The sequence below is a fragment of the Thioalkalivibrio sp. ALJ12 genome (assembly GCF_000378305.1).
In the GTDB taxonomy this organism is placed as follows: domain Bacteria; phylum Pseudomonadota; class Gammaproteobacteria; order Ectothiorhodospirales; family Ectothiorhodospiraceae; genus Thioalkalivibrio.
Genome location: NZ_KB899538.1, coordinates 1,091,006 through 1,111,111, shown reverse-complemented (window position 1 = coordinate 1,111,111; position 20,106 = coordinate 1,091,006). Strand labels below are relative to the sequence as shown.

The 20,106-nt window shown below is 67.9% G+C and carries 19 protein-coding genes; 5 read left to right on the top strand and 14 right to left on the bottom strand.

The features are described from left to right. Window positions 1-173: 173 nt before the first annotated feature. Complete coding sequence (locus tag F467_RS0105305; RefSeq protein WP_018138759.1) at window positions 174-980, top strand: enoyl-ACP reductase; 807 nt, start codon at window positions 174-176, stop codon at window positions 978-980. A gap of 115 nt (window positions 981-1,095) precedes the next feature. Here the strand turns inward: F467_RS0105305 and F467_RS0105300 are convergent, their stop codons facing one another. The 10 genes from F467_RS0105300 to cysM form a co-directional block, all read right to left on the bottom strand. After that, window positions 1,096-2,997: a SurA N-terminal domain-containing protein gene (locus F467_RS0105300; protein WP_018138760.1), complete on the bottom strand. Its 1,902-nt coding sequence runs from the start codon at window positions 2,995-2,997 to the stop codon at window positions 1,096-1,098. Between the two features lie 117 nt (window positions 2,998-3,114). After that, a complete protein-coding gene (kdsB, locus tag F467_RS0105295) occupies window positions 3,115-3,882 on the bottom strand; it encodes a 3-deoxy-manno-octulosonate cytidylyltransferase (protein WP_018138761.1) in 768 nt (255 codons plus the stop codon). Between the two features lie 7 nt (window positions 3,883-3,889). Then, on the bottom strand, window positions 3,890-4,084 hold the full coding sequence (locus F467_RS0105290; RefSeq protein ID WP_018138762.1) for a Trm112 family protein: 195 nt from the start codon (window positions 4,082-4,084) through the stop codon (window positions 3,890-3,892). Window positions 4,085-4,113: 29 nt separating this feature from the next. Further along, window positions 4,114-5,139: a tetraacyldisaccharide 4'-kinase gene (gene lpxK, locus F467_RS0105285; RefSeq protein ID WP_018138763.1), complete on the bottom strand. Its 1,026-nt coding sequence runs from the start codon at window positions 5,137-5,139 to the stop codon at window positions 4,114-4,116. Window positions 5,140-5,141: 2 nt separating this feature from the next. After that, window positions 5,142-6,281 (bottom strand): glycosyltransferase N-terminal domain-containing protein, encoded by a 1,140-nt coding sequence (locus tag F467_RS0105280; RefSeq protein ID WP_018994331.1) that lies wholly within the window; start codon window positions 6,279-6,281, stop codon window positions 5,142-5,144. A gap of 35 nt (window positions 6,282-6,316) precedes the next feature. Further along, window positions 6,317-6,742 (bottom strand): biopolymer transporter ExbD, encoded by a 426-nt coding sequence (locus tag F467_RS0105275; RefSeq protein ID WP_018138765.1) that lies wholly within the window; start codon window positions 6,740-6,742, stop codon window positions 6,317-6,319. Continuing rightward, complete coding sequence (locus F467_RS0105270; RefSeq protein ID WP_018138766.1) at window positions 6,739-7,383, bottom strand: MotA/TolQ/ExbB proton channel family protein; 645 nt, start codon at window positions 7,381-7,383, stop codon at window positions 6,739-6,741. Before F467_RS0105270 ends, F467_RS0105275 begins: the two co-directional genes overlap by 4 nt. Before the next feature lie 35 nt (window positions 7,384-7,418). Then, window positions 7,419-8,759, bottom strand: a complete 1,341-nt coding sequence (gene rlmD, locus F467_RS0105265) for a 23S rRNA (uracil(1939)-C(5))-methyltransferase RlmD (RefSeq protein ID WP_018138767.1) — start codon at window positions 8,757-8,759, stop codon at window positions 7,419-7,421. Continuing rightward, entirely contained in the window at window positions 8,759-9,565 is an 807-nt protein-coding gene (locus F467_RS0105260) for a 3'-5' exonuclease (RefSeq protein ID WP_018138768.1), read from the bottom strand. Before F467_RS0105260 ends, rlmD begins: the two co-directional genes overlap by 1 nt. Further along, entirely contained in the window at window positions 9,562-10,473 is a 912-nt protein-coding gene (gene cysM, locus F467_RS0105255; RefSeq protein ID WP_018138769.1) for a cysteine synthase CysM, read from the bottom strand. The genes F467_RS0105260 and cysM overlap by 4 nt, the downstream gene beginning before the upstream one ends. Window positions 10,474-10,822: 349 nt before the next feature. On the opposite strand from cysM, the gene F467_RS0105250 reads away from it, so the two are divergent. Beyond that, window positions 10,823-11,530 carry a MarC family protein gene (locus tag F467_RS0105250; protein ID WP_018138770.1) on the top strand — a complete coding sequence of 236 codons (708 nt, stop codon included), beginning with the start codon at window positions 10,823-10,825 and terminating at the stop codon, window positions 11,528-11,530. A 22-nt stretch (window positions 11,531-11,552) separates the two neighbouring features. Here F467_RS0105250 and F467_RS0105245 read toward each other — a convergent pair whose 3' ends face one another. Both F467_RS0105245 and F467_RS0105240 read right to left on the bottom strand, forming a co-directional pair. Continuing rightward, window positions 11,553-12,887, bottom strand: a complete 1,335-nt coding sequence (locus tag F467_RS0105245; protein WP_018138771.1) for an MFS transporter — start codon at window positions 12,885-12,887, stop codon at window positions 11,553-11,555. A 58-nt stretch (window positions 12,888-12,945) separates the two neighbouring features. Then, window positions 12,946-13,584 (bottom strand): TIGR02281 family clan AA aspartic protease, encoded by a 639-nt coding sequence (locus F467_RS0105240; RefSeq protein ID WP_018138772.1) that lies wholly within the window; start codon window positions 13,582-13,584, stop codon window positions 12,946-12,948. Between the two features lie 107 nt (window positions 13,585-13,691). On the opposite strand from F467_RS0105240, the gene F467_RS0105235 reads away from it, so the two are divergent. From F467_RS0105235 to ispG, 3 genes are all read left to right on the top strand, one after another. Beyond that, window positions 13,692-14,522 (top strand): hypothetical protein, encoded by an 831-nt coding sequence (locus F467_RS0105235; RefSeq protein ID WP_018138773.1) that lies wholly within the window; start codon window positions 13,692-13,694, stop codon window positions 14,520-14,522. Further along, window positions 14,503-15,597 (top strand): hypothetical protein, encoded by a 1,095-nt coding sequence (locus F467_RS0105230; protein ID WP_020404935.1) that lies wholly within the window; start codon window positions 14,503-14,505, stop codon window positions 15,595-15,597. Before F467_RS0105235 ends, F467_RS0105230 begins: the two co-directional genes overlap by 20 nt. 104 nt (window positions 15,598-15,701) lie before the next feature. After that, window positions 15,702-16,928 carry a flavodoxin-dependent (E)-4-hydroxy-3-methylbut-2-enyl-diphosphate synthase gene (ispG, locus tag F467_RS0105225; protein WP_018138775.1) on the top strand — a complete coding sequence of 409 codons (1,227 nt, stop codon included), beginning with the start codon at window positions 15,702-15,704 and terminating at the stop codon, window positions 16,926-16,928. 20 nt (window positions 16,929-16,948) lie between these two features. Here ispG and F467_RS0105220 read toward each other — a convergent pair whose 3' ends face one another. Further along, window positions 16,949-18,430: an AMP nucleosidase gene (locus F467_RS0105220; RefSeq protein WP_018138776.1), complete on the bottom strand. Its 1,482-nt coding sequence runs from the start codon at window positions 18,428-18,430 to the stop codon at window positions 16,949-16,951. 68 nt (window positions 18,431-18,498) lie between these two features. Then, window positions 18,499-20,091 (bottom strand): Na/Pi cotransporter family protein, encoded by a 1,593-nt coding sequence (locus F467_RS0105215; protein WP_018138777.1) that lies wholly within the window; start codon window positions 20,089-20,091, stop codon window positions 18,499-18,501. Window positions 20,092-20,106: the final 15 nt, after the last annotated feature.

The window sequence follows — 20,106 nt, the reverse complement described above, 5'->3', positions numbered from 1 at the left end:
GCAATCCCGTCAGCCGGTCTCACCGGCGTTGTCCCATTCTTGCTGGCCCGACCCGCGGCACATCGGTATGATCCCGAGACAGTCGCGTCGGCACTGGGTTCCCGCCCGGTCCGGCCGCCACGGGGCGGTCCTTTTCAAGGGCGCCGGCACGAACCAGATTCAAGGAGATTCACATGGGTTTTCTGAAGGGCAAGCGCGCGCTGATTGTCGGCGTAGCCAGTAACCGCTCCATCGCCTACGGCATTGCGTCGGCCATGCATCGCGAGGGCGCCGAGCTCGCGTTCACCTATCAGAACGAGCGGCTGCGTGACCGCGTGGAGAAACTGGTCGCCGATTTCGACTCCGACATCCTCGTGCCCTGCAACGTCGAGGACGACCGCGAGATCGAACAGGTCTTCGAGCGCCTGGACGACTACTGGGACGGCGTCGATATCCTGGTGCACTCGGTCGCCTTCGCCCCGAAGGAGCAACTGGACGGCGACTTCCTCGACAACATGACCCGCGACGGCTTCCGCATCGCCCACGACGTCAGCTCCTACAGCCTCGCGGCCCTGGCCAAGGCCGGACGCGGCATGATGAAGGACCGCGACGCCTCCATCCTGACCCTGAGCTACCTCGGCGCCGAACGCTCCATGCCCAACTACAACGTGATGGGCCTGGCCAAGGCCAGCCTCGAGGCCAATGTCCGCTATCTCGCCTACACCCTGGGCCCGGAAACCACGCGCGTGAATGCGATCTCCGCCGGCCCGATCCGCACGCTGGCCGCCTCGGGCATCGGCGAATTCAAGCGCATCCTCGACCACGTCGAGGCGAACGCGCCGCTGCGCCGCAACGTGACCACCGAGCAGGTCGGCAATGCCGGGGCCTTCCTCTGCTCCGACCTGGCCTCCGGCATCACCGGCGAGGTGATGTACGTCGACTCGGGCTACAACACCGTCGGCCTGGGCGCCGCCGAGATCGGACTCGACAAGGACAGTTAAGCTCCCGCCCCGGCCGGCTGGCGGGGTACGCGACCCACGAAAAAGGCCCGGCCCGCTTTCGCGGACCGGGCCTTTTTACGTTCGGCGGTTCCGGTGAACCGCCCGCTGGGCGCGACTAGTCCAGGTTCTCCGGATAACGCTTGATATCCGCCTCGGACTCCAGCCAGGCCAGATAGGCGCGGAACTCGGCGCTGGCATAGGCATTGCGCATCAGCTCGCGGGCCTGCTGGCGCATCGCCTCGTCCGCCTCCTGCTCGTCCAGCCGGACTTCATGCAGGATCGCGACGGCAAAGTCGCCACTCCCCAGCCTCGTGCCGCTGATCTCGACGGCGTCCTCGCCCGGAGCCGACAGGCGGAACAGGTGCTGCTGCAAGCCACCGGGCACGCCGTTATCGCCATCTACCGGCGAATCCCGGCGCACCTCGCGCTCCATCTGCCAGGCGTCGTCGTCCTCGATGGCATCCGCCCAGTCGTCGGCGTCGCGCAGCCGTGCGATCAGCTCCTCACCCGCTTCGCGGGCGGCATCGGCGGCCGCCTCCCGCCGCAGACGCTCGCGGATCTCGTCCTCGACCTCGGCCAGCGGACGGACCTCGGACGGCTCGTGCTCCTCGATGCGCAGCACGATGGTCGAACCATCCTGCAGGTCGATCGCCTCGCTGTTGTGACCATCCTCCAGCACGCGGGGATCGAAGGCCGCATTGCGGATCGAACGGTGCTGAGCGATACCGTCGCCGGAGCCGCGGGTAAACCAGTCGCTGGTCTGGATCTCCAGACGGGTCGCCTCGGCGGCCGGCTCCAGGCTGTCCGGATATTCGGCGGCCTGTCCCATCAGGTCATCCAGGGCGTCGATCTGCATCTGTTCGGCGCTGCGGTCGCGCAGATCGCGTTCAACCTCGTCCCGCACGTCCTCGAACGGTTGCGGGCGGGCCTCCTGAATCGAGGTCACCTCGAGGATGAACCAGCCCCGGTCGGTACGCACCGGGCGGCTGATCAGCCCCTCGGGCAGTGTAAAGATGATGGTCTCGAGCGTGCGATCCAGGTCGCCCCGGGCGATCTCGCCAAGGCTGCCGCCTCGGTCGGCACTGAGGCTGTCCTCGGAATACGCTTCGGCCAGCTCGGAAAAGTCCTCGCCGTCGTCCAGGCGATCGCGCAATTCGTTGATCTTCGCCTCGCCTTCCTCGCCGGTGTCTTGAATCCGGATCTGGCGCACCGCACGCAGCTCCGGTTCTTCGTAGCGGCTGCGGTTCACCTCGTAGTGCTGGCGAATATCGTCCTCGGACACATCCACCGCGTCTTCCAGGGACTCGGGGTCGAGCTGCAGGTAGGCGATGCGCACGCGCTCTTCGGTGGTGAAATCGTCCTGGTTGGCCTCGTAATAGGCCTCGATCGCCTCGTCGTCGACCACGTCCGGCTGGTCGAAGTCATCGACCGGGAAGAGGCGCCAGCTGGCCACACGCGTCTGGTTGCGCAAGCGGCTGAAGTCGTCCACCACTGCATCGGCCGGGAAGCCGGTGGCCTGGATGCCACCCTGGAGCTGCGACAGGATGATCGACCGGCCGATGTCGCGCTCGAAGTCCGACGGGCTCAGGCGCTGGGCATTGAGCAACTGGGCATAGCGCTCGCGACTGAACTGGCCACCTTCCTGGAACACCGGCATCCCGCGAATCTCGCGCAAGATGCTGTCCCCTGCGGCCTTGAAGCCCGCCGAATCGGCTGCCTGGCGCAGCAGTTCCTGGCGAATCAGGGTCTCCAGCGCCTGCATGCGGATGCCCTCCTCGTCGAGCAGGTCATCCGGGATCTGGCCACCGAACATGCGGGCCATCTGGTCCCGCTGTGCACGCGCCTCGTTGTGCACGTCACGTACCTGAATATCGGTCCCGTTGACCTCGGCCGCGACGAGCGGGCCGGAGCCACCGAAATATTCCCCGAGCCCCCAGACAGCAAAGGGGATGGTAATCAGGCCGATAATCACATAGGCGAGCCAGCCGCTCGCCCGGTCGCGAATTGCTTGCAGCATGGTGGTCTCTGCGTGCTCCGGGGTCGCCCCGGCGCTTGGTGCCGGGGGTTTCAGAATCAATCAACGATGGTAGCAGGAGCGGCGCCCCAAGTCTGCGGAAACCCGGAGAATCCGTGGTCAGACACGCGCCCGCCCCGACAGCAGGGCATCTACCCGGTCGAGGTCCTCCGGGGTATCGACACCCGGCGGATGCGCCTCGCCGCGACGGCCGACCTGGATCCAGGCACCCATGGCCAGGGCCCGCAGTTGCTCGAGTTGCTCGAGCTGCTCGAGTGCAGCGGGTGCCTCCGCACTCATTCGGCGCAAAAAGCCGGCACGGTAGGCATAGACGCCGAGATGCCGGGTCGCCTGATCCAGCGCCGGGGCACGGCCTTCCCGATGGGCCTCGCGATCCCAGGGGATCGGGGCACGCGAGAAATACAGGGCGCGCCCTGACGCATCGGTGACCAGCTTCACCTGATTCGGGTCGGCAAGGTCTTCTGGGCGGACGATCGGAACGCCGAAGGTCGCCATGTCCGCGTCCGGGGTGTCAGCCAGCAGGCGGGCCAGGTCATCCAGCAGCGGTCCCGGAGTCAGCGGCTCGTCACCCTGCAGATTGACCACGATGGACTCGTCGCCCCAGCCCTCGGCGGCCGCCACTGCCGCGATGCGGTCGGTACCGGAGGGCAGATCCGCCTCGGTGGCAAACGCCTCGACCCCGCACTGGCGCGCGACATCGAGGATAAGCTCGTCGTCCGCCGCGACGATCACCCGCGAGGCCCGGCTCTCCTTCGCCCGGGCGATCACATGGGCGATCAGGGGGCGCCCGGCGACGGCTGCCAGCGGCTTGCCCGGCAGGCGGCTGGAGGCCATCCGGGCCGGGATCACGACGTGGAAGGCGGCCATGGAACCCTCAGGCCTCGCGCCAGCGTTCCTTTTCCTCGTCCGACAGCGCGCGGGCCTCGTCCTCCAGCATCACCGGGATCTCATCGCGGATCGGATAGGCAAGACCGGCGGAGACGGAGATCAGTTCCTGGTTCTCGCGGTCGTACTTGAGCGGGCCCTTGGTCACCGGGCAGACGAGAATATCGAGCAGACGCTTGTCCATGTAATACCCCAATAGTAGTTGCGACGCGGTCAGATCAGCGTCTTCTTGATTCGGGCGACCGTCTCCAGACGGGCCAGCAAAGCCGACTCGAAGGCGGACGGCACGCGGGCCGCAATCGGCCAGTACCAGTGATTCTCCTGCGCGAACGCCCGGCATTTTACGGCATCCTTCTCGGTCATCAGAACCGGCAACCCGTCACCGAAGCGGATCTGGTGCGAACGAAAGCGGTGATGATCCGGAAACGGGTGGCGGATGATGTCGATATGGGCCGCCTCGAGCATGCGAAAGAAACGCTCCGGGTCGGCGATGCCGGCAATCGCATGGGCATCGCGACGGGCAAAGCGGTGCGGCTTGTAGCCCTCGCCCTGGCCATCCACGCGCTGCAGGCGACTGGACGGCACCAGCTCCATCGCAAACTCGCCGGGGCCAGGCTCGCCACTGGTCACCAGCACAAAGTCCGCCCGCTCCCGTGCGGTCTTCGGCTCGCGCAACGGCCCGGAGGGCAGGCACAGACCGTTGCCCAGCCGGCGCTTGCCGTCGATCATCAGGATAGTAATGTCACGCGGCAGACGGTGATGCTGCATCCCGTCGTCCGCGATCACCACATCCACGCCCTGGTCGGTCAGCGCCTGAGCCCCGCGCACGCGATCGCGGTCGACCTGTACCGGAACCCCGGTGCGCTGTGCGATCAGCAGGGGCTCGTCCCCGACCACCACGGGGTCGGAAAGCGGGGTCACGCGAATCCCTGCGACATCCCCGCGCCCGCCGTAGCCCCGGCTGACGATCCCCGGCCGATACCCGGCATCCGCCAGCCGTTTCGCCAGCCAGATGGTCATCGGGGTCTTGCCGCTGCCACCCACCGTCAGGTTGCCGACCACGATCACGGCCTTGGCCGGGATCGTGATGCCCCGCCGGGCCTGCTCCAGCCGATGGCGATTCCACTCCACCGCTCCGGCATAGGCCAGCGACAGCGGATACATCGCCGCCGCGAACGGCCCGCGATGACACCACTGATCCCAGATGCGGGCGCCCAGCCACGCCTTGAACCGGCCCATGGCTACCAGTCCCAGACCCGCCGCAGCACGGCATCGAAGTTGGCGTCCACCTGCCGGCGCTCCTCCCAGAAGCGCCGACGGGCCGCGTCACCCTGCTGGCGCCGGGCGGCAGGGTCGTCCCGCAGGCGCGCCCAGGCCTCCAGCACGGCGGAGGCATCTTCCAGCACCGGGCATGGCACCTCGGTGGCCGGCGCCTCTCCCAGGCTCACGGCCGCACCCCCCGCCAGTCCCTGCCAGAGGGCCTGACGGTCGGGGGCGGCCAGGTGTATCGCATGCGCGGCGCTGGCCGCTGCCGCAAACCAGCGCCGGTCATCCAGATGCAGGACGGTCCCCGGCGCCAGAGCCGAGCGATCCCAGTCCGAGACCCGCAGCCCGGCCCCCGGGAGATCGCGCGCGGTCGCCGCCGCCCCACCCCGGCGGCTGGCCAGCAGGATATCGGTCGCCCCCATGCCGGATGCCTCCCAGGCCGCGCGCCATGCCGACCACTGGTCGTCACGTCCATGCCACCACCAAAGCCGCTGCACCTCCCCGCCGACCAGGGCGCGCAGGACCACGTCCGCCTGAGCCTCGACAAAACGCGCCTGGGGGTCGGCGACCGGCAGGACATCGGCCGCCGCACCGTCCGCCCAGCTCGTGGATGTGTTCAGGGGCCAACACTGGTCCACTGGCCGCGCGGGTTGCCACTGCGGGGGTCGCGTATTGACTGCGGTCACCGGGCATCGGGCCTGTGCCAGCAGGCTGCGCGGGGCACCGCCCCCGGCCAGGAGGATGCCGTGGGGCTGGAAGCGATCCAGGACACGGCGCACCACGCGCGGGCGATCGCTGGGCCCATAGCCCACGCCGACCTTCTTGAATGGCTGCATGTGGCGCTCGAACAGCTCGGGGTAGTCCTGCTCGAAGGTCAGCACGATGCGCACGTCCTGACGCTTGTCGCGCACCGCACCCAGCAGCTCGATGCCCAGACGTACATCCTCGGCGGTGCCACCAGCCTTGATCCAGACCAGACGCCCGCGCTCGGCGGGCGGGCTCAGAAAACCGCGGCGCGCCCGCGCCCGCGCTCCGTTGCCCTGGCGATAATCGCGCCAGACGGCACGCCAGACCGGCAGCGGGCGATCACCGTAGCCCGCCGCCTCATCTCCCATGCGCAGCCCCGAAGGCGGCATCTTCGCGTGGCCCCTCAGTCATCGTCGTCGCGTTCACCCAGGGTCGCGATCGAGACCGAGGTAATGCCCAGGCGCCCGACCACGTCGAGCGCGCGCACCACCGACTGATGCGAGGTATTGGCGTCGGCGCGGATCAGCACGGGATCATCCTCGCGCCCCTCGCGCGCCTCGGACAGCACGCGTTCCAGGGTCTCGGCGCGGCGGTTGACCAGCTCCTGGCCATCCACGAAGTAGTTGCCGTCGGCATCCACCACGATATCCAGCCAGGCCCGCTCGACCACTTCGGCCTCGCGGTCGGCCGAGGGCAGGGTCAGTTCGATGTCCGCGTGCTGATCGAAGGTGGTCGAGACCATGAAGAAGATCAGCAGCAGAAACACCACATCGATCAGCGGCGTCAGATTGACGCCCGGCTCGTCATGGTGCGGCCTGCGAAAGTTCACGCGGTGACTCCGCCTTCCGGCGTGGCGGCGGTTGCGTCCCGCTCGCCGTGGATCACCTCGACCAGCTTGGTCGCCTCCTGCTCCATCTCCAGCACCAGCTCGTCAATGCGGCCCCGGAAGTAGCGATGGAAGGCCAGTGCCGGGATCGCCACGCCGATGCCGGCGGCGGTGGTGATCAGGGCCTGGGAGATGCCCCCGGCCAGATCACGCGGGCTGCCCACGCCGATCTCGGTGATCACGGTGAAGACCTCGATCATCCCGACCACGGTGCCGAGCAGGCCCAGCAGCGGGGTGATCATCGCGATGGTGCCCAGCGTATTCATGTAGCGCTCGAGTTCGTGGGCCACCCGACGGCCGGCCTCCTCGATGCTCTCCTGGGTGATCTGGCGCGCACGGTCATGGGTGGCAAGACCGGCGGCCAGGATCGCGCCCAGCGGCGAACCCGCGCGCAGGCGCTGGATGTCGTCGAGCTTGAGGCCCTGCGTGCGCATCTGCTCCCACACCGAGGTCAGCAGGCGCGGCGGGACCACGCGCGAGCGGCGCAGCGTCCACAGCCGCTCCAGCACGATGGCCACCGCGAGTACGGAACACAGCAGGATCGGCAGCATCAGCCAGCCGCCCGCCTGTACGATCTCCAGCATTCAGTCTCTCCCTCTTGGCTCGTCGGGCCGGCGCGTCAGTCGCGCCGGAACACGGCCATGGATTCCACATGGGCGGTATGCGGGAACATATCCATGATCCCGGCCCGCTCCAGGCGATAGCCATGATGATGCACCAGGCGCTCGGCGTCACGGGCGAGCGTGGCCGGGTTGCAGGAAACATAGACCATGCGCTCGATGCCCTGCGGCGCCAGCGCCTCGATCGCCGCAGCCGCGCCGGTGCGCGGCGGGTCCAGCAGCACGCGGTCGGCGCGCTCGTGCAGCCATGCGGCGTTCTTCAGGGCCTCCACGTCGTCCAGGTCGGCGCGTTCGTAGCGGGTGTTGGCGATGCCCTGGTCGCGGGCATTGGCGCGCGCCCGTGCCAGCATCGCGTCGTCCACCTCGACGCCAACTACTTCGCCGGCCACCTCGCCATCCAACACGCTGCGCGCCAGCGGCAGGGTGAAGTTGCCCAGCCCGCAGAACAGATCCAGCACCCGCTGGCCCGGATGCAGGTCCAGCGCGGCCAGCGCCTGCGGGACCATCTTGCGGTTGATCCCGGCATGCACCTGGATGAAGTCCGTCGGCATGAACGGGACCGACACGTCGTAGTCCGGGTGGCGATAGACCAGCGGCTCGATCGGCCCGGCCAGCGGTTCCACCGTGTCCGGGCCGCCGGGCTGCAGATACACCTGAATGCCCTCGGCCTCCGCCCAGGCGGACAGGCGCGCGCTGTCCGCCTCCGACAGCGGATCCAGGTTGCGGAAGATCAGCGCCACGCGCTCGTCATCGTCCACCGCGACCTCGATCTGCGGCAGACGATCGCGTGCCTCCAGACCACCGATCAGCTCCCGCAGGGCCCGGATGCGCTGCCCCACCGCCGGGTGCAGCACCTCGCAGTGGGTCATCTCGGCCAGATACGGGCTGCCGCGCTCGCGAAAGCCGACCAGCACCCCGCCCTTCTTCGGCACGTACTTCGCCCCCAGCCGCGCGGTGCGCCGGTAGCCGAGGGTCGTGTCGGTCAGCGGCTCGAAGCGGGCCTCGGCAGTCACGTGGCCGATACGCTCCAGGGCATCGAACAGGGCCTGCTCCTTGATCGCACGCTGCGTCTCGATCGACGCATGCTGCAGCTTGCAGCCGCCGCACAGGCCGAAGAACTCGCAGGGCGGCTCGACCCGGCCCGGGGCCGGCTCCAGCACCTCGACCACCTCGGCGGAATCGAAACGGCGCTTGCGCCCGGTCTGCACGGCCATCACCCGCTCGCCCTTCAGCGCCCCGTGGATGAAGCAGGCTTTGCCATCACGGCGGATCACGCCCTGACCGTCCAGCGTGACCTCCTCGATGGTGGCCTCGAACGGGGTCTTGTCGATGCGCGCCATCAGTCCGCGCGTCCGGCCGGCTGCCAGGCGTCGAGGAATTCGTGGTGGTGTGCGGTATCGGTGCTACCCAGGTACTCGGCCAGCTGCTGCTGACGGCTGGCCAGCGCGGCGTCGGTCAGGTTGCCGCGCATGTACTCGAAGCGCAGCCAGACCAGATAGGTGTTCAGCACGTCGTGCTCCACGTAGTCGTGGATCTCGGCCTGGCGACCGTCACGCCAGGCCGGCCAGACCTTCGAGCCATCCATGCCCAGCTTGCCGGGGAAGCCCAGCAGGCTAGCCATCATGTCCAAGCTGGTAACCGCGCGGCCCTGAAAGCCCGCGAGCACGTCCATCAGATCCACGTGTCGCCAGTGGAAGCGCGACAGGTAGTTGTTGTAGCGAAACTCGCGGTCGTCGTCGCCCTGCTCCCAGTAGCGCGGGGCCTGCACGCCGTTGACCAGCGCGCGGTAGTGCAGCACCGGCAGGTCGAAGCCACCGCCGTTCCAGCTCACCAGCTGAGGCGTACGCTTGTCGATCACGTCGAAGAACTGGCGCAGGAGATCGGCCTCGCTGGGCGCCTGTCCGTCCTCGCCTTCGCGCCCGAAGGCGGAGAGCTTCAGCGCGTCGCCGCCCTGATAGAGCACGCCGATGGAGACGATGCGGTGCAGCGGGTGCTTGAGGAACTCCGTGCCGGCCTGCGCGCGGCGCAGGGCGAACAGCGCCTCCGCCACCTCGTGATCGCTCAGGCCCTCGAAGTCGTGCAGGCGCCGGGCGCCGTCGATGTCGGGGACGGTCTCGAGGTCGAAGATCAGGACCGGGGCACTCATGACGGAAACACGCCGGTGGAGATGTAGCGGTCGCCGCGGTCACAGATGATCGCGACGAAGGTGCCGCCCTCGATCGCGGCCGCAAGCTTCAGGGCCGCGGCCACGGAACCCCCGGAGGAGACACCCGCGAAGATGCCCTCCTCGGCGGCCAGCCGGCGCATGGTGTCCTCGGCCTCCTCCTGGGTCACGTCCACGGTCTGGTCCACCCGCGAGGCCTCGAAGATCGTCGGCAGGTACGCCTCCGGCCAGCGCCGGATACCGGGGATCGACGATCCCTCGGTGGGCTGCACGCCGACGATCTGCACACTGGGGTCGCGCTCCTTCAGATAGCGCGACACGCCCATGATGGTGCCGGTGGTCCCCATAGCGGAAACAAAATGGGTCACCGTGCCCTCGGTGTCGCGCCAGATCTCCGGCCCGGTGCCGATGTAGTGGGCCTCGGGGTTGTCCGGGTTGCCGAACTGGTTCAGCACTCGGCCCTTGCCCTCGGCCTCCATGCGGTCGGCCAGATCGCGCGCGCCCTCCATGCTCTCCTCGCGCGAGACCAGCACCAGCTCGGCGCCAAAGGCCTTCATCGAGGCGCGGCGCTCGGCGGACATGTTGTCCGGCATCACCAGGATCATGCGATAGCCCTTCATCGCCGCGACCATCGCCAGCGCGATGCCGGTATTGCCGCTGGTGGCCTCGATCAGGGTATCGCCGGGCTGGATGTCGCCGCGGCGCTCGGCTGCCTGGATCATGTTCAGTGCGGGCCGGTCCTTGACCGAACCGGCGGGATTGTTGCCCTCGAGCTTCACCAGCACGGTGGACGGCAGATCCGCCGCCATGCGCTGCAGGCGCACCAGCGGCGTATTGCCGACAAAATGCTCGAGGGTCGGGAAGGATTCAGGGTGCAGGCGTTTCTTCATGCGCGCAGAGTATAACGACCGGGCCCTGTCCCTGCCCATGCACGCGACGGTCCGGCGTCGGGGCTTCCCATGGAGATTGCTTCGTCGCGCTGCTCCTCGCAATGACGCGAAGGGGGCACCGTCATCGCGAGATTCCGCCGGGGGCGCGGCAACTTCCGTCCGGAACCACCGGAACCGAATTTCGGGCGCCCCGCAAGCGTCAGGTGATTGCTTCGTCGCTTGGCTCCTCGCAATGACACCAAAAGGGCACCGTCATCGCGAGGTGCGCAGTGCCGTGGCGATCGGTGTGATCAGGCCGCCTGCGCAAGCTTATCTCGCAACCTTCCGGCTTCCGGCCTAAGATCCAGTCATGCTCGTACTGCTGGAATACCTCGTCGTCACCTTCCTGGCGGTGTTCGTGATCGTGAACCCGCTGACCACAGCGTTCATCTTCACGGCGATGCTGCCACGCGCCTCTGAGGAGAAACGGCGCGCGATCGCGCTGCGTTCGGTGAAGGTAGCCACCTCCCTGCTGTTCGCCTTCGCCCTGCTGGGCGGGGTGATCTTCCAGTTGTTCGGAATCACCCTGGCCGCGTTTCGCATCGCCGGCGGCATCATCCTGTTCGGCATCGCGATCGGCATGATTCGGCAGAAGGGAGCGACCGAAAAGGAGACCGCCGAAGAGGTGAAGGCCGACAAGGGGCACGTGACCGAGGATATCTCGGTGATCCCGCTGGCGATCCCGTTCATGAGCGGTCCGGGTGCGATCGCCACGGTGATGATCCTGACCAGCGAGGCCCCGACGGTCTATCACACGGGGCTCGTGTTCCTCGGCGTACTGGCCTGCATGGTGGCCTGCTACTACGCGATGATCTATTCGCGCTACATCGTCCAGTACCTGGGCGACACCGGGAAGGACATCCTGACCAAGGTCTTCGGCCTGATCCTGGCGGTACTGGCCGTGCAATTCGTGATCAACGGCATCAGCGACGCCGCAATCGGCTTCATGCTGGACACCGAAATGCTGGACGAAAACGAGGTGGAGGACCCGCGCATCCCGGCCCGTGACCACGATTAGGGCAGCGCGACTGCCCTTCGAGTCAGGCCGTATCGGGCTCGCGGTTGCGCCGGGCGAGATGCAACGGAATCGAGGCCAGCAGCGCGGCCACGAACAAGAACAGACAGAACAGGATCGCATTGGCCAGCCCCAGCCAGGCCTGCAACAGGCCAATCCCGACCAGGCCAAAGATCGCGGCCGCCCGCGCCGACAGCGCCCAGAAGCCAAACCAGCGCCCCGCCTCGCGTACCGGCACCATCATGCCCACCAGAGCGCGCCCGGCCGACTGTGCAGCCCCAAGACACAGCCCGGCAATAATCCCGACCCCGAGAAACACCATCTGCGCCTCGACCGGCTGGCCCAGCAACGCGCTCAGCCACTGTGCAATGGCCGAGGTGCCGAAGATCGCCAGCACCGCCAGCGCCCACAGCACGAGGGTGATGCGGTAGATACGCACCGGTCCGACGCGGTCCATCAGGAAGCCAAACCCGATCGCCCCAATGATCGCCGTGACCTGGGTGATCACGAACATCGCGATGCGCACCGACTCCTCCCACTGGATCACCTGCGAGCCGTAGATGAAGGTGAAGGAGATGATGATGTAAATCCCGGCCATCATGAAGAAGATGGACACATACAGCGCGCGCAGCTCGCGGCGCTGGCCCAGGGTCACCAGCGCCTCGCGCACGCGGCGCCAGCCAAGCCCCAGTTGCAGCCGTCGGCGCATGCGCCGACGCGTACCACGCTCTTTCAGGAACAGGAAGGTCGGGATCGCGGAGATCAGGAAGAAGGCCGCGGCGAACGGTCCCACCCAGCGGATGCGCTCGAAGTTCTCCTCGCTGACGTCACCCAGCAGGCCCAGGGCAAAGGCGGTGGCAATCAGCCCGCCGACATAGCCCATGCCCCAGCCGAGCCCGGAGATCCAGCCAAGCTTCTCCGGCGGCCCGAGACTGGGCAGGAAGCTGGCGATAAAGGACTCTCCAATCGCGTAGCCAAAGTTGGAGGCGATAATCAGCGCCATGCCGAAGACCACCAGCCCCGGCTCGACGAAGTAGAGCATCGCCGTGGCGATCACGGTCAGCATCCAGGAGGCCATCAGGAAGCGCTTGCGCGAGGCCGTGGCATCCATGATCGCACCGGCGAACGGGGCAGCGATCACCACCATCCCGTAGCTGATCGCCAGGGCCAGGCTCCACAGCAGATTGCCCAGCCGGTAGTCCGGCCCGTCACCGACGATGATGCGGGTGAACAGATCGCCGAAGATCACCGTGATGATCAGCAGCGTGTAGGCCTGGTTGGCGAAGTCGAACATCGCCCAGCCAAAGATCTCGCGGCGCGGGGCGGGGGCATCGACGGGGTGACGCCGGATCAGCGGCATAGGGGATCAGCAGTGGTGGACTTGCGGCATCCTAACGCGAATCCACCTGGCAGGGAGCTTACGGCCGGATGGTGTAAGCCCCGCCATCGAACTCGACCTCGAAGGCATCCAGGAACGCCTGACCCAGACGCGAGCGCGGCAGGTCCTCGTCGGCCAGGACGATCACCGGGACGTCATCGCGGGCCAGATGCCCCAGTTGCAAGCGGTCAACGCGCAGCGAACGCCCCTCTACCCTTCCGCGGGCGCGTCCAACACGGACCGACTCCCCGCGATCCGGATCGAGACCCGCGCGCCGGGCATCGCGTTCGCGCAGCAGCACCCACTCGGCCTCGGGATCAATCACGAAGGTCACCGCCTGACCGTTGACCCCGCCGGTAACCGCGTGCTCGCCCGCCGAATCCCGATGTACGCTGACCCCGGCGCCACGCCGGTCGACCTGGGGCGCACCGGCGCCGCGGGGGCGTCTTTCCACCTGAAGTTCGCGACGCTCGCCGGCGCGCTCGACCACCGCGCCACTGCCGGAGATGCGCAGTACCCGCACCCCGCCCGGCCCGGTCTCGCCCTCGCCGACCAGCGCGCGCTCGCCGTCGACCGACAGCACGACCTGATTGCCGAACACGGCATGCAGTTGCCAGTCCTCCGCCGCTACCGGCGCGGCGAGCAGACAAAGGAGAATAATGACGGCGATGCGTGGCATGCCCCGGTTATACCCTGACCACCTGAACCGCACCAGAACGGCTTCTTCCTGCATCGCGCGACGCCCGCGCTTGCTACCATCGGGAGACATCCCTTGCGGAGTCACGCATGTCCGCCACTGCCCCCGCCGCCGCGGTGCCCACCCGGGCGCCGGCCAATGCCGCCCGCCAGCTGTTCACGCTGGTGCTCCTGCTGATGGGGCTGTGGCTGCTCCACCTGAACCTGCGCGTGGCGCCCGAAGCGGTGATCCTGGCCCTGTGGATCGGGGCGACCCTGCTGATCGGCTACGGCGGCTTTCGCCGCCACCGGTTGCGCCGGGCGGCGTTCCTGCGCGGCTATCTGGATGCGGGCAGCCCGTGGAGCGAACGCCTGCGCGGGGGCCCGCTGATGGCATTGCGCCACCTGGTCGTGGGGGCTCTGTTGGGCGGGCTGCTGGTCCTGGCCTTGGCCCGCATCCAGACCCCGGCGGTGTGGGCGGTCCTGGTCGCGGGCGCGCTGGCACTGGTCGTGCTGGAGGCCGCCTTTGCCCGGCTGATCGCCGGTCATGCGCACCCGCGGCTGGCCCCGGAGCTGGCCCGGCGCGGCGCCTTGTGGATCACCGGCGGCGGGCTGACACTGGCGTTGCTGATGCTGGCCCTGCGTGGCTGGTATCCGGACCTTTCCGGCGCCTCGCTGGAACAGGTGATCTGGTTCATGGTGGAGCACGAAGGGGCCCGAAGCGCCGTGCTGGAGATCGGGCTGCAACTGGCCGCGGCCCAGGACGGGCTGCGCCTGTGGCTTGGCCAGCAGTGGCTGCCGCCTGGCGCCCAGCCGCTGCCGGTGCTGGTGGCCTGGTCGCTGCTATTGATCGAACAGGCATTTTTGGCCGCCGGCTTCCTGCTGCTGGCCAACGGGCTGCTCCCGCCCCGTGATCCCGGCGATGACCCCGCGCAACCGTAGATTCCTGCGGACCCTGGTCTGGTTCGCGCTGACTGCCCTCGCGGCGGCCGCGTTCCTGGCCCAGGTCGATCGCCACGAACCGCGCCAGTGGGATGACCAGGCACATGTCGAGCTGGAGTTCGAGGGCGAGCGCTATCGGCTCGACCGCGACCGGCTGAGCCGCCTGGAGCGCTTCTCGCTGGAGTGGCTGGAGGCCGGTGACGAGCAGGTCCGAAGCCAGTGGCAGACCCGGATCGATCACGAACTGGACCAGCACTTCCAGACCCTGCATGACCGCGTGCCCGAGGTCGCGGACTGGTACTTCTCGCTGGGTGCGGAGTATCAGCGCCTGTTGCTCCGCGGCGCCCAGTGGCTGGGCACGGCCGAAGACGACGCGGCCACACGGGCCCTGCGCGACCGACTCCTGCCGGAAGACCTCTGGGACGGTCCTCTGCAGGCGCTTGCCGAACGGGCGCAATGGGGCCTGGACGAGGATCAGCGCAAGGTCCGGGATGCCTGGCGCATCGCCCTGACGCGCGAGATGGCCGACGCCCGCGTACCCGCCACGCCGGCGGCCCTGCAGTCGCCGACCGAACAGCACGCACGCATCGAACGCGCCCAGCAACTGGCCAGTGCAATGGATGCGGATCTCGCCCGGCTGGAACAGCGCGCGGGCCTGGCAGCCACGGCCGCCGCCGGGACGGGGCTGGCCACCCCGCTGATCGCCCGTGCGGTCCAGGCCCGTCTGGCGGCCCAGGCGGCGCGCAGTGGCGGCGCGGCACTGACCCGGGCCGGGCGTGCGGGGGCCCTGGGCGCGGGGGTCTGCGCCTGGAGCGGCCCAGTCTCGCTCGGCTGCGGGATCGCGGCCGCCGGCGCCGCCTGGGTCGGAACCGACTGGGTGCTGCTGCGGATCGACGAGGCGCGCCACCGCGAGGATCTCGAGGCCGCCCTGCACGAGGCCCTGGACGCCCTGCACACCGAGACCCGCATGACCTGGCAACAGGCCATCGCCGAGCATGTCGAGGCACGCCACACGGCCAGCCGCGAGGCAATCGACCGGACCTTCCAGCCGTGGAAGGCGGCCCTGAATCCGTGAACTGCAGCAGCTACGGCAACCCCGTCCCGCCTGCGGCGTCTCGGCAGCGGGCGGGGCCTGCGTTACACTCCGCGCACCGTTATACCGCCCCCGCATAGCTCAACATGAACACGACCCCCACCCGCCGCAAGACCGTCCCCGTTCGCATTGGCCACGTCACCGTCGGTGGCGATGCCCCGGTGATGGTGCAGTCGATGACCAACACCGATACTGCCGACGCCCTGCGCACCGCCGTGCAGGTGGCGGAACTGGCACGCGCCGGCTCCGAGGTCGTGCGCATAACGGTGAACTCCGAGGACGCGGCGAAGGCGGTGCCGGAGATCCGCGAGCGGCTGGAGGCCATGGGGCTGGACGTGCCGCTAGTCGGGGACTTCCACTTCAACGGGCACAAGCTGCTGACGAAGTACCCGGAGTGCGCCGAGGCGCTGGCCAAGCTGCGCATCAATCCCGGGAATGTCGGCCGCGGCTCGAAGCGCGACGCCCAGTACGCCGCGATGATCGAGGCCGCGATCCGCTATGACAAGCCGGTGCGGATCGGCGTGAACTGGGGCAGTCTGGACCAGGCCCTGCTCGCACGCATGATGGACGAGAACAGCCAGCGCGCCGAGCCGGCGGCACCCGAGGCGGTGATGCAGGAGGCGCTGATCGCCTCGGCACTGGAGAGCGCGGCCGAGGCCGAACGCATCGGTCTGGCCCATGACCGCATCATCCTCTCGGCCAAGGTCAGTGGCGTGCAGCCGCTGATCAGCGTCTACCAGGACCTGGCCGCGCGCTGCGACTACCCATTGCACCTCGGGCTGACCGAGGCCGGCATGGGCACGAAGGGCATCGTCGCCTCCACCGCCGCCCTGGCCGTGCTGCTGCAGCAGGGCATCGGCGACACCATCCGTATTTCGCTGACCCCGGAGCCCGGCGGCGACCGAACCAAGGAGGTCCTGGTCGCCCAGGAGATCCTGCAGAGCATGGGGCTGCGCAGCTTCCTGCCGTCGGTGGTGGCCTGCCCCGGCTGCGGCCGCACCTCCAGCGAGTATTTCCAGCACCTGGCACAGGACATCCAGTCCTACATCCGCCAGCAGATGCCCAACTGGAAGCAACAGTACCCGGGCGTGGAGGAGATGACCGTCGCGGTAATGGGCTGCGTGGTCAACGGCCCCGGCGAGAGCAAGCACGCCAACATCGGCATCTCCCTCCCCGGCACCGGCGAGCAACCCGTGGCCCCGGTCTACGAGGACGGCGAGAAGACCGTGACGCTCAAGGGCGAACGCATCGCCGAGGAATTCCAGGCCCGCGTCGAGGCCTACATCGAACGCCGCTACGGCCAGACCGCCTGACGCACCACTATCTCGAGGCGCTACAGGAACGCCGTTTCGTTGAAGGAACGCAGCTTGCGACTGTGGATTTCCTCGATGGGCATGTCGCGCAGCGACTCCATTGCGCGAATCCCGATCTGCAGGTGGCGCGACACCTGTGTTCGGTAGAAGCTCGACGCCATGCCTGGCAGTTTCAGTTCACCGTGAAGCGGCTTGTCGGATACGCACAGCAGCGTCCCGTAGGGGACGCGAAAGCGGAACCCATTGGCCGCGATGGTTGCGCTTTCCATATCCAGGGCGATCGCCCGAGACTGGCTGAGGCGCTGCACCGGCCCGGACTGCTCCCGCAACTCCCAGTTCCGATTGTCGATGGTGGCTACCGTGCCGGTGCGCATGATCTGCTTCAGGTCGTAGCCTTCGAGCTGCGTGATCTCCGCCACGGCATCCTGAAGCGCGATCTGAATCTCGGCCAAAGCCGGAATCGGCACCCATACGGGCAGATCGGCATCGAGCACGTGGTCTTCGCGCAGGTAGGCATGGGCGAGAACGAAATCCCCCAGCGCCTGAGAGCTTCGCAGCCCGGCGCAATGACCCACCATCAGCCAGGCACGCGGGCGCAGCACGGCGATATGGTCGGTGGCAGTTTTCGCATTCGATGGCCCCACACCGATATTGACCAGCGTCACCCCCGCCCCGCCCGGACGCTGCAGGTGGAAGGCCGGCATCTGCGGCAAGCGGGGCCGTGCGGGGATCGGCGCGTCAGGGTCGGTGATCACGACATCCCCCGGCGCCACGAGCGCGGTGTAGCCGCTGCCGGGATCGCTTAGCTGTGCACGGGCGAAGGCCTCGAACTCGTCCATGTAGAACTGGTAATTGGTAAACAGGACGTGGTTCTGGAAATGCTCGGGCGCAGTGCCCGTGTAATGCGCAATCCGCGCCAGCGAGTAATCCACCCGCTGCGCGCTGAACAGGGCCAGCGGCAGGGAGCCGTCCTCGCGCGCCACGGCGTCACCATTGGCGGCCTCGTCATTCATGGTGGCCAGATCCGGCACATCGAAATGGTCGCGCAGCGAGCGCTCCTGCCCGTCATGCTCCAGCGGCTTCACCTCACCCCTGCCGGCCATGGCAAATTGCAGGGGTATCGGCGTTGTGGAGGGACCCACGCTGACCGGGACGCCATGGTTCTGCATTAGCAACGTGATCTGCTGATGCAGGTAATCCCGGAACAGGTCCGGGCGGGTCACCGTTGTCGTATACGTTCCCGGCTCCGTTACGTGGCCGAAGCTCAGGCGCGAATCGATCGGATCGAAGCGCGAGGTGGAAAAACGGATTTCCGGATAGCAAGCCCTGAAACGGGCCGCCGGCAGCTCACCTCTGGAAACACCATCAAACGCTTCGACAAGAAATCGTGTTGCGGTCGCGTAGAGCTCTTCCAGGCAGGCGACCGCCTGGTCGGCATCCGTAAAAGAGCGAAACTCGGGCACCGCAGGGGCCTGAATTGGAGGCAAGCTGTTCGGCGTCATCCGGATTCTCCTTTCTGTTTGGCCAGTGCCTCGGTGCCTGAATCGCATCAGCTCGGTAACAAGCATACTTACGTGTCCAGCGCCTCGACCTCCGGTTCGTTGCGGCAGTAGACGTACGCGACACCGCTCAGACGGCGATTGAGCTGCTGGAAGTCATCGAGGATCTCCCAGACCGGGTACGGCAGGCCGATCTGCGTGCGCTTCGCCTGGATCAGCCAGCGGCTGTTCTCCTGCTTGCGTTCCAGGATCTTGCGCCCGAACTCGGGGCGCTCGCGCATCAGCATCCGCGCCACGGTGTTCATCTGCTGCGAGAGCCGCGTCGCGGCCTCGGCCAACACCGGGCGCGCGGCGTCCAGCGCGTTGGGATGTGTCCGCACGAGGCGCTCGACATCCTCGTAGAGGTTCGGACCCAGCGTGCGCACGATGACCGGCAGTTCGCGCATGAAGTCGTCCAGAGTCTCCTTCAGGACCTGGTCGTCCTCATCCAGCGCGTCGTCGGGGATGCCGTCCAGGAACTCCACCAGTTCGTCGCGAACCTCCAGGATCTGCCAGCGCCGATGATCCATCTCCGTCTTGAGCCCGGGCGGAAGCGCACCCTCGGACAGCGCGAGCATCGCCCGCTCGCGGATCAGGTGCAGCTGATCGAACACCTTCAGTGTCTCACGCAGCACGGCGTTCAGGGCCAGGGCTGGATTCTGCAGGAGCAGCGGGTCGAGACTGGTCGCCGCGGAGGGCTCGGCGGCGGGCTTGGGAACCAGGACACGGACCCAGCGCCCGAGCAGAGGCGCGAACAGGATCGCCGCACAGGCAGCCAGATTGAACAGGGTATGGCCCCAGGCCGCCTGCTGCGGGAGGGTACCGGGCAGCGACTCCAGCGATGCCAGCGGAACGGTCAGCAACACGGCGGTGAGCGCGACCACCAGCGGCCCCTTGACCAGAAAATTGGCCAGACCGAGCCGGCGCCCCTGGCGATCGCCCCAGCCGGCAACCAACACCGTCAGCACCAGACCGATGTTCGCGCCCAGTACCCACAGCAGAAGCATCGTCAGGTCCACCTGCCCGCTTGCGACCAGCGCAAGCGCGAGCGCAATCGACGCCGTGGCGCTCTGCATCAGCAGCGTCAGCAGCGCAGCGCCGATCAGAAACAGCAGGGGGAGCTGCCCCAGCGCGGCGAAGAGATTGACCACGGCGGGATCATTGCCCAGCGAGCGAGCGGCCTCGCCCAGCAGCCCCATCCCCAGCAGCATGAAACCGAACGCCAGCAGCGCCTGCCCGATTCCCCGCGGCCGTGGGGCCTCGACGTACAGGAACAACGCCGCGCCCAGGGCGACGAACAGGCCCGCGAATGCCTGCAGGTCGAAGGACAACACCTGGATCAGCGCCGTCGTGCCCAGTTGCGCCCCCAGCAGAACCGCGAGCACGTTTTCCCAGGCGACATTCCCGCGGCGGGTCATCTGCACCGAGAGCAGGGCCGCGGCCGTCGACGAGGGCATTACGACCCCGCCCGCGACACCACCGACCCATGCGCGGGGGCGAGTGCGGGTAAAGCCCTGCAGCCAGTCGATCAGGTCACCGCCCATCGCCCGCGCGAAGCCCTTGCGCAGGAAGCGCAGGCCGAACAGGATCAGCAGGACGCCTGCTACGAGATTGATCATTTCCATCGCGGCACCTGTGCA

Coding starts and splice junctions, on each gene's coding strand:
- F467_RS0105245 (WP_018138771.1), bottom strand. CDS start 12,887: ATGCCGCTGATCCGGCGTCACCCCGTCGATGCCCCCGCCCCGCGCCGC.
- F467_RS0105280 (WP_018994331.1), bottom strand. CDS start 6,281: ATGGGAGATGAGGCGGCGGGCTACGGTGATCGCCCGCTGCCGGTCTGG.
- F467_RS0105300 (WP_018138760.1), bottom strand. CDS start 2,997: ATGCTGCAAGCAATTCGCGACCGGGCGAGCGGCTGGCTCGCCTATGTG.
- kdsB (WP_018138761.1), bottom strand. CDS start 3,882: ATGGCCGCCTTCCACGTCGTGATCCCGGCCCGGATGGCCTCCAGCCGC.
- F467_RS0105215 (WP_018138777.1), bottom strand. CDS start 20,091: ATGGAAATGATCAATCTCGTAGCAGGCGTCCTGCTGATCCTGTTCGGC.
- F467_RS0105240 (WP_018138772.1), bottom strand. CDS start 13,584: ATGCCACGCATCGCCGTCATTATTCTCCTTTGTCTGCTCGCCGCGCCG.
- F467_RS0105305 (WP_018138759.1), top strand. CDS start 174: ATGGGTTTTCTGAAGGGCAAGCGCGCGCTGATTGTCGGCGTAGCCAGT.
- F467_RS0105290 (WP_018138762.1), bottom strand. CDS start 4,084: ATGGACAAGCGTCTGCTCGATATTCTCGTCTGCCCGGTGACCAAGGGC.
- ispG (WP_018138775.1), top strand. CDS start 15,702: ATGAACACGACCCCCACCCGCCGCAAGACCGTCCCCGTTCGCATTGGC.
- F467_RS0105260 (WP_018138768.1), bottom strand. CDS start 9,565: ATGAGTGCCCCGGTCCTGATCTTCGACCTCGAGACCGTCCCCGACATC.
- lpxK (WP_018138763.1), bottom strand. CDS start 5,139: ATGGGCCGGTTCAAGGCGTGGCTGGGCGCCCGCATCTGGGATCAGTGG.
- F467_RS0105250 (WP_018138770.1), top strand. CDS start 10,823: ATGCTCGTACTGCTGGAATACCTCGTCGTCACCTTCCTGGCGGTGTTC.
- F467_RS0105270 (WP_018138766.1), bottom strand. CDS start 7,383: ATGCTGGAGATCGTACAGGCGGGCGGCTGGCTGATGCTGCCGATCCTG.
- cysM (WP_018138769.1), bottom strand. CDS start 10,473: ATGAAGAAACGCCTGCACCCTGAATCCTTCCCGACCCTCGAGCATTTT.
- F467_RS0105230 (WP_020404935.1), top strand. CDS start 14,503: ATGACCCCGCGCAACCGTAGATTCCTGCGGACCCTGGTCTGGTTCGCG.
- F467_RS0105220 (WP_018138776.1), bottom strand. CDS start 18,430: ATGACGCCGAACAGCTTGCCTCCAATTCAGGCCCCTGCGGTGCCCGAG.
- rlmD (WP_018138767.1), bottom strand. CDS start 8,759: ATGGCGCGCATCGACAAGACCCCGTTCGAGGCCACCATCGAGGAGGTC.
- F467_RS0105235 (WP_018138773.1), top strand. CDS start 13,692: ATGTCCGCCACTGCCCCCGCCGCCGCGGTGCCCACCCGGGCGCCGGCC.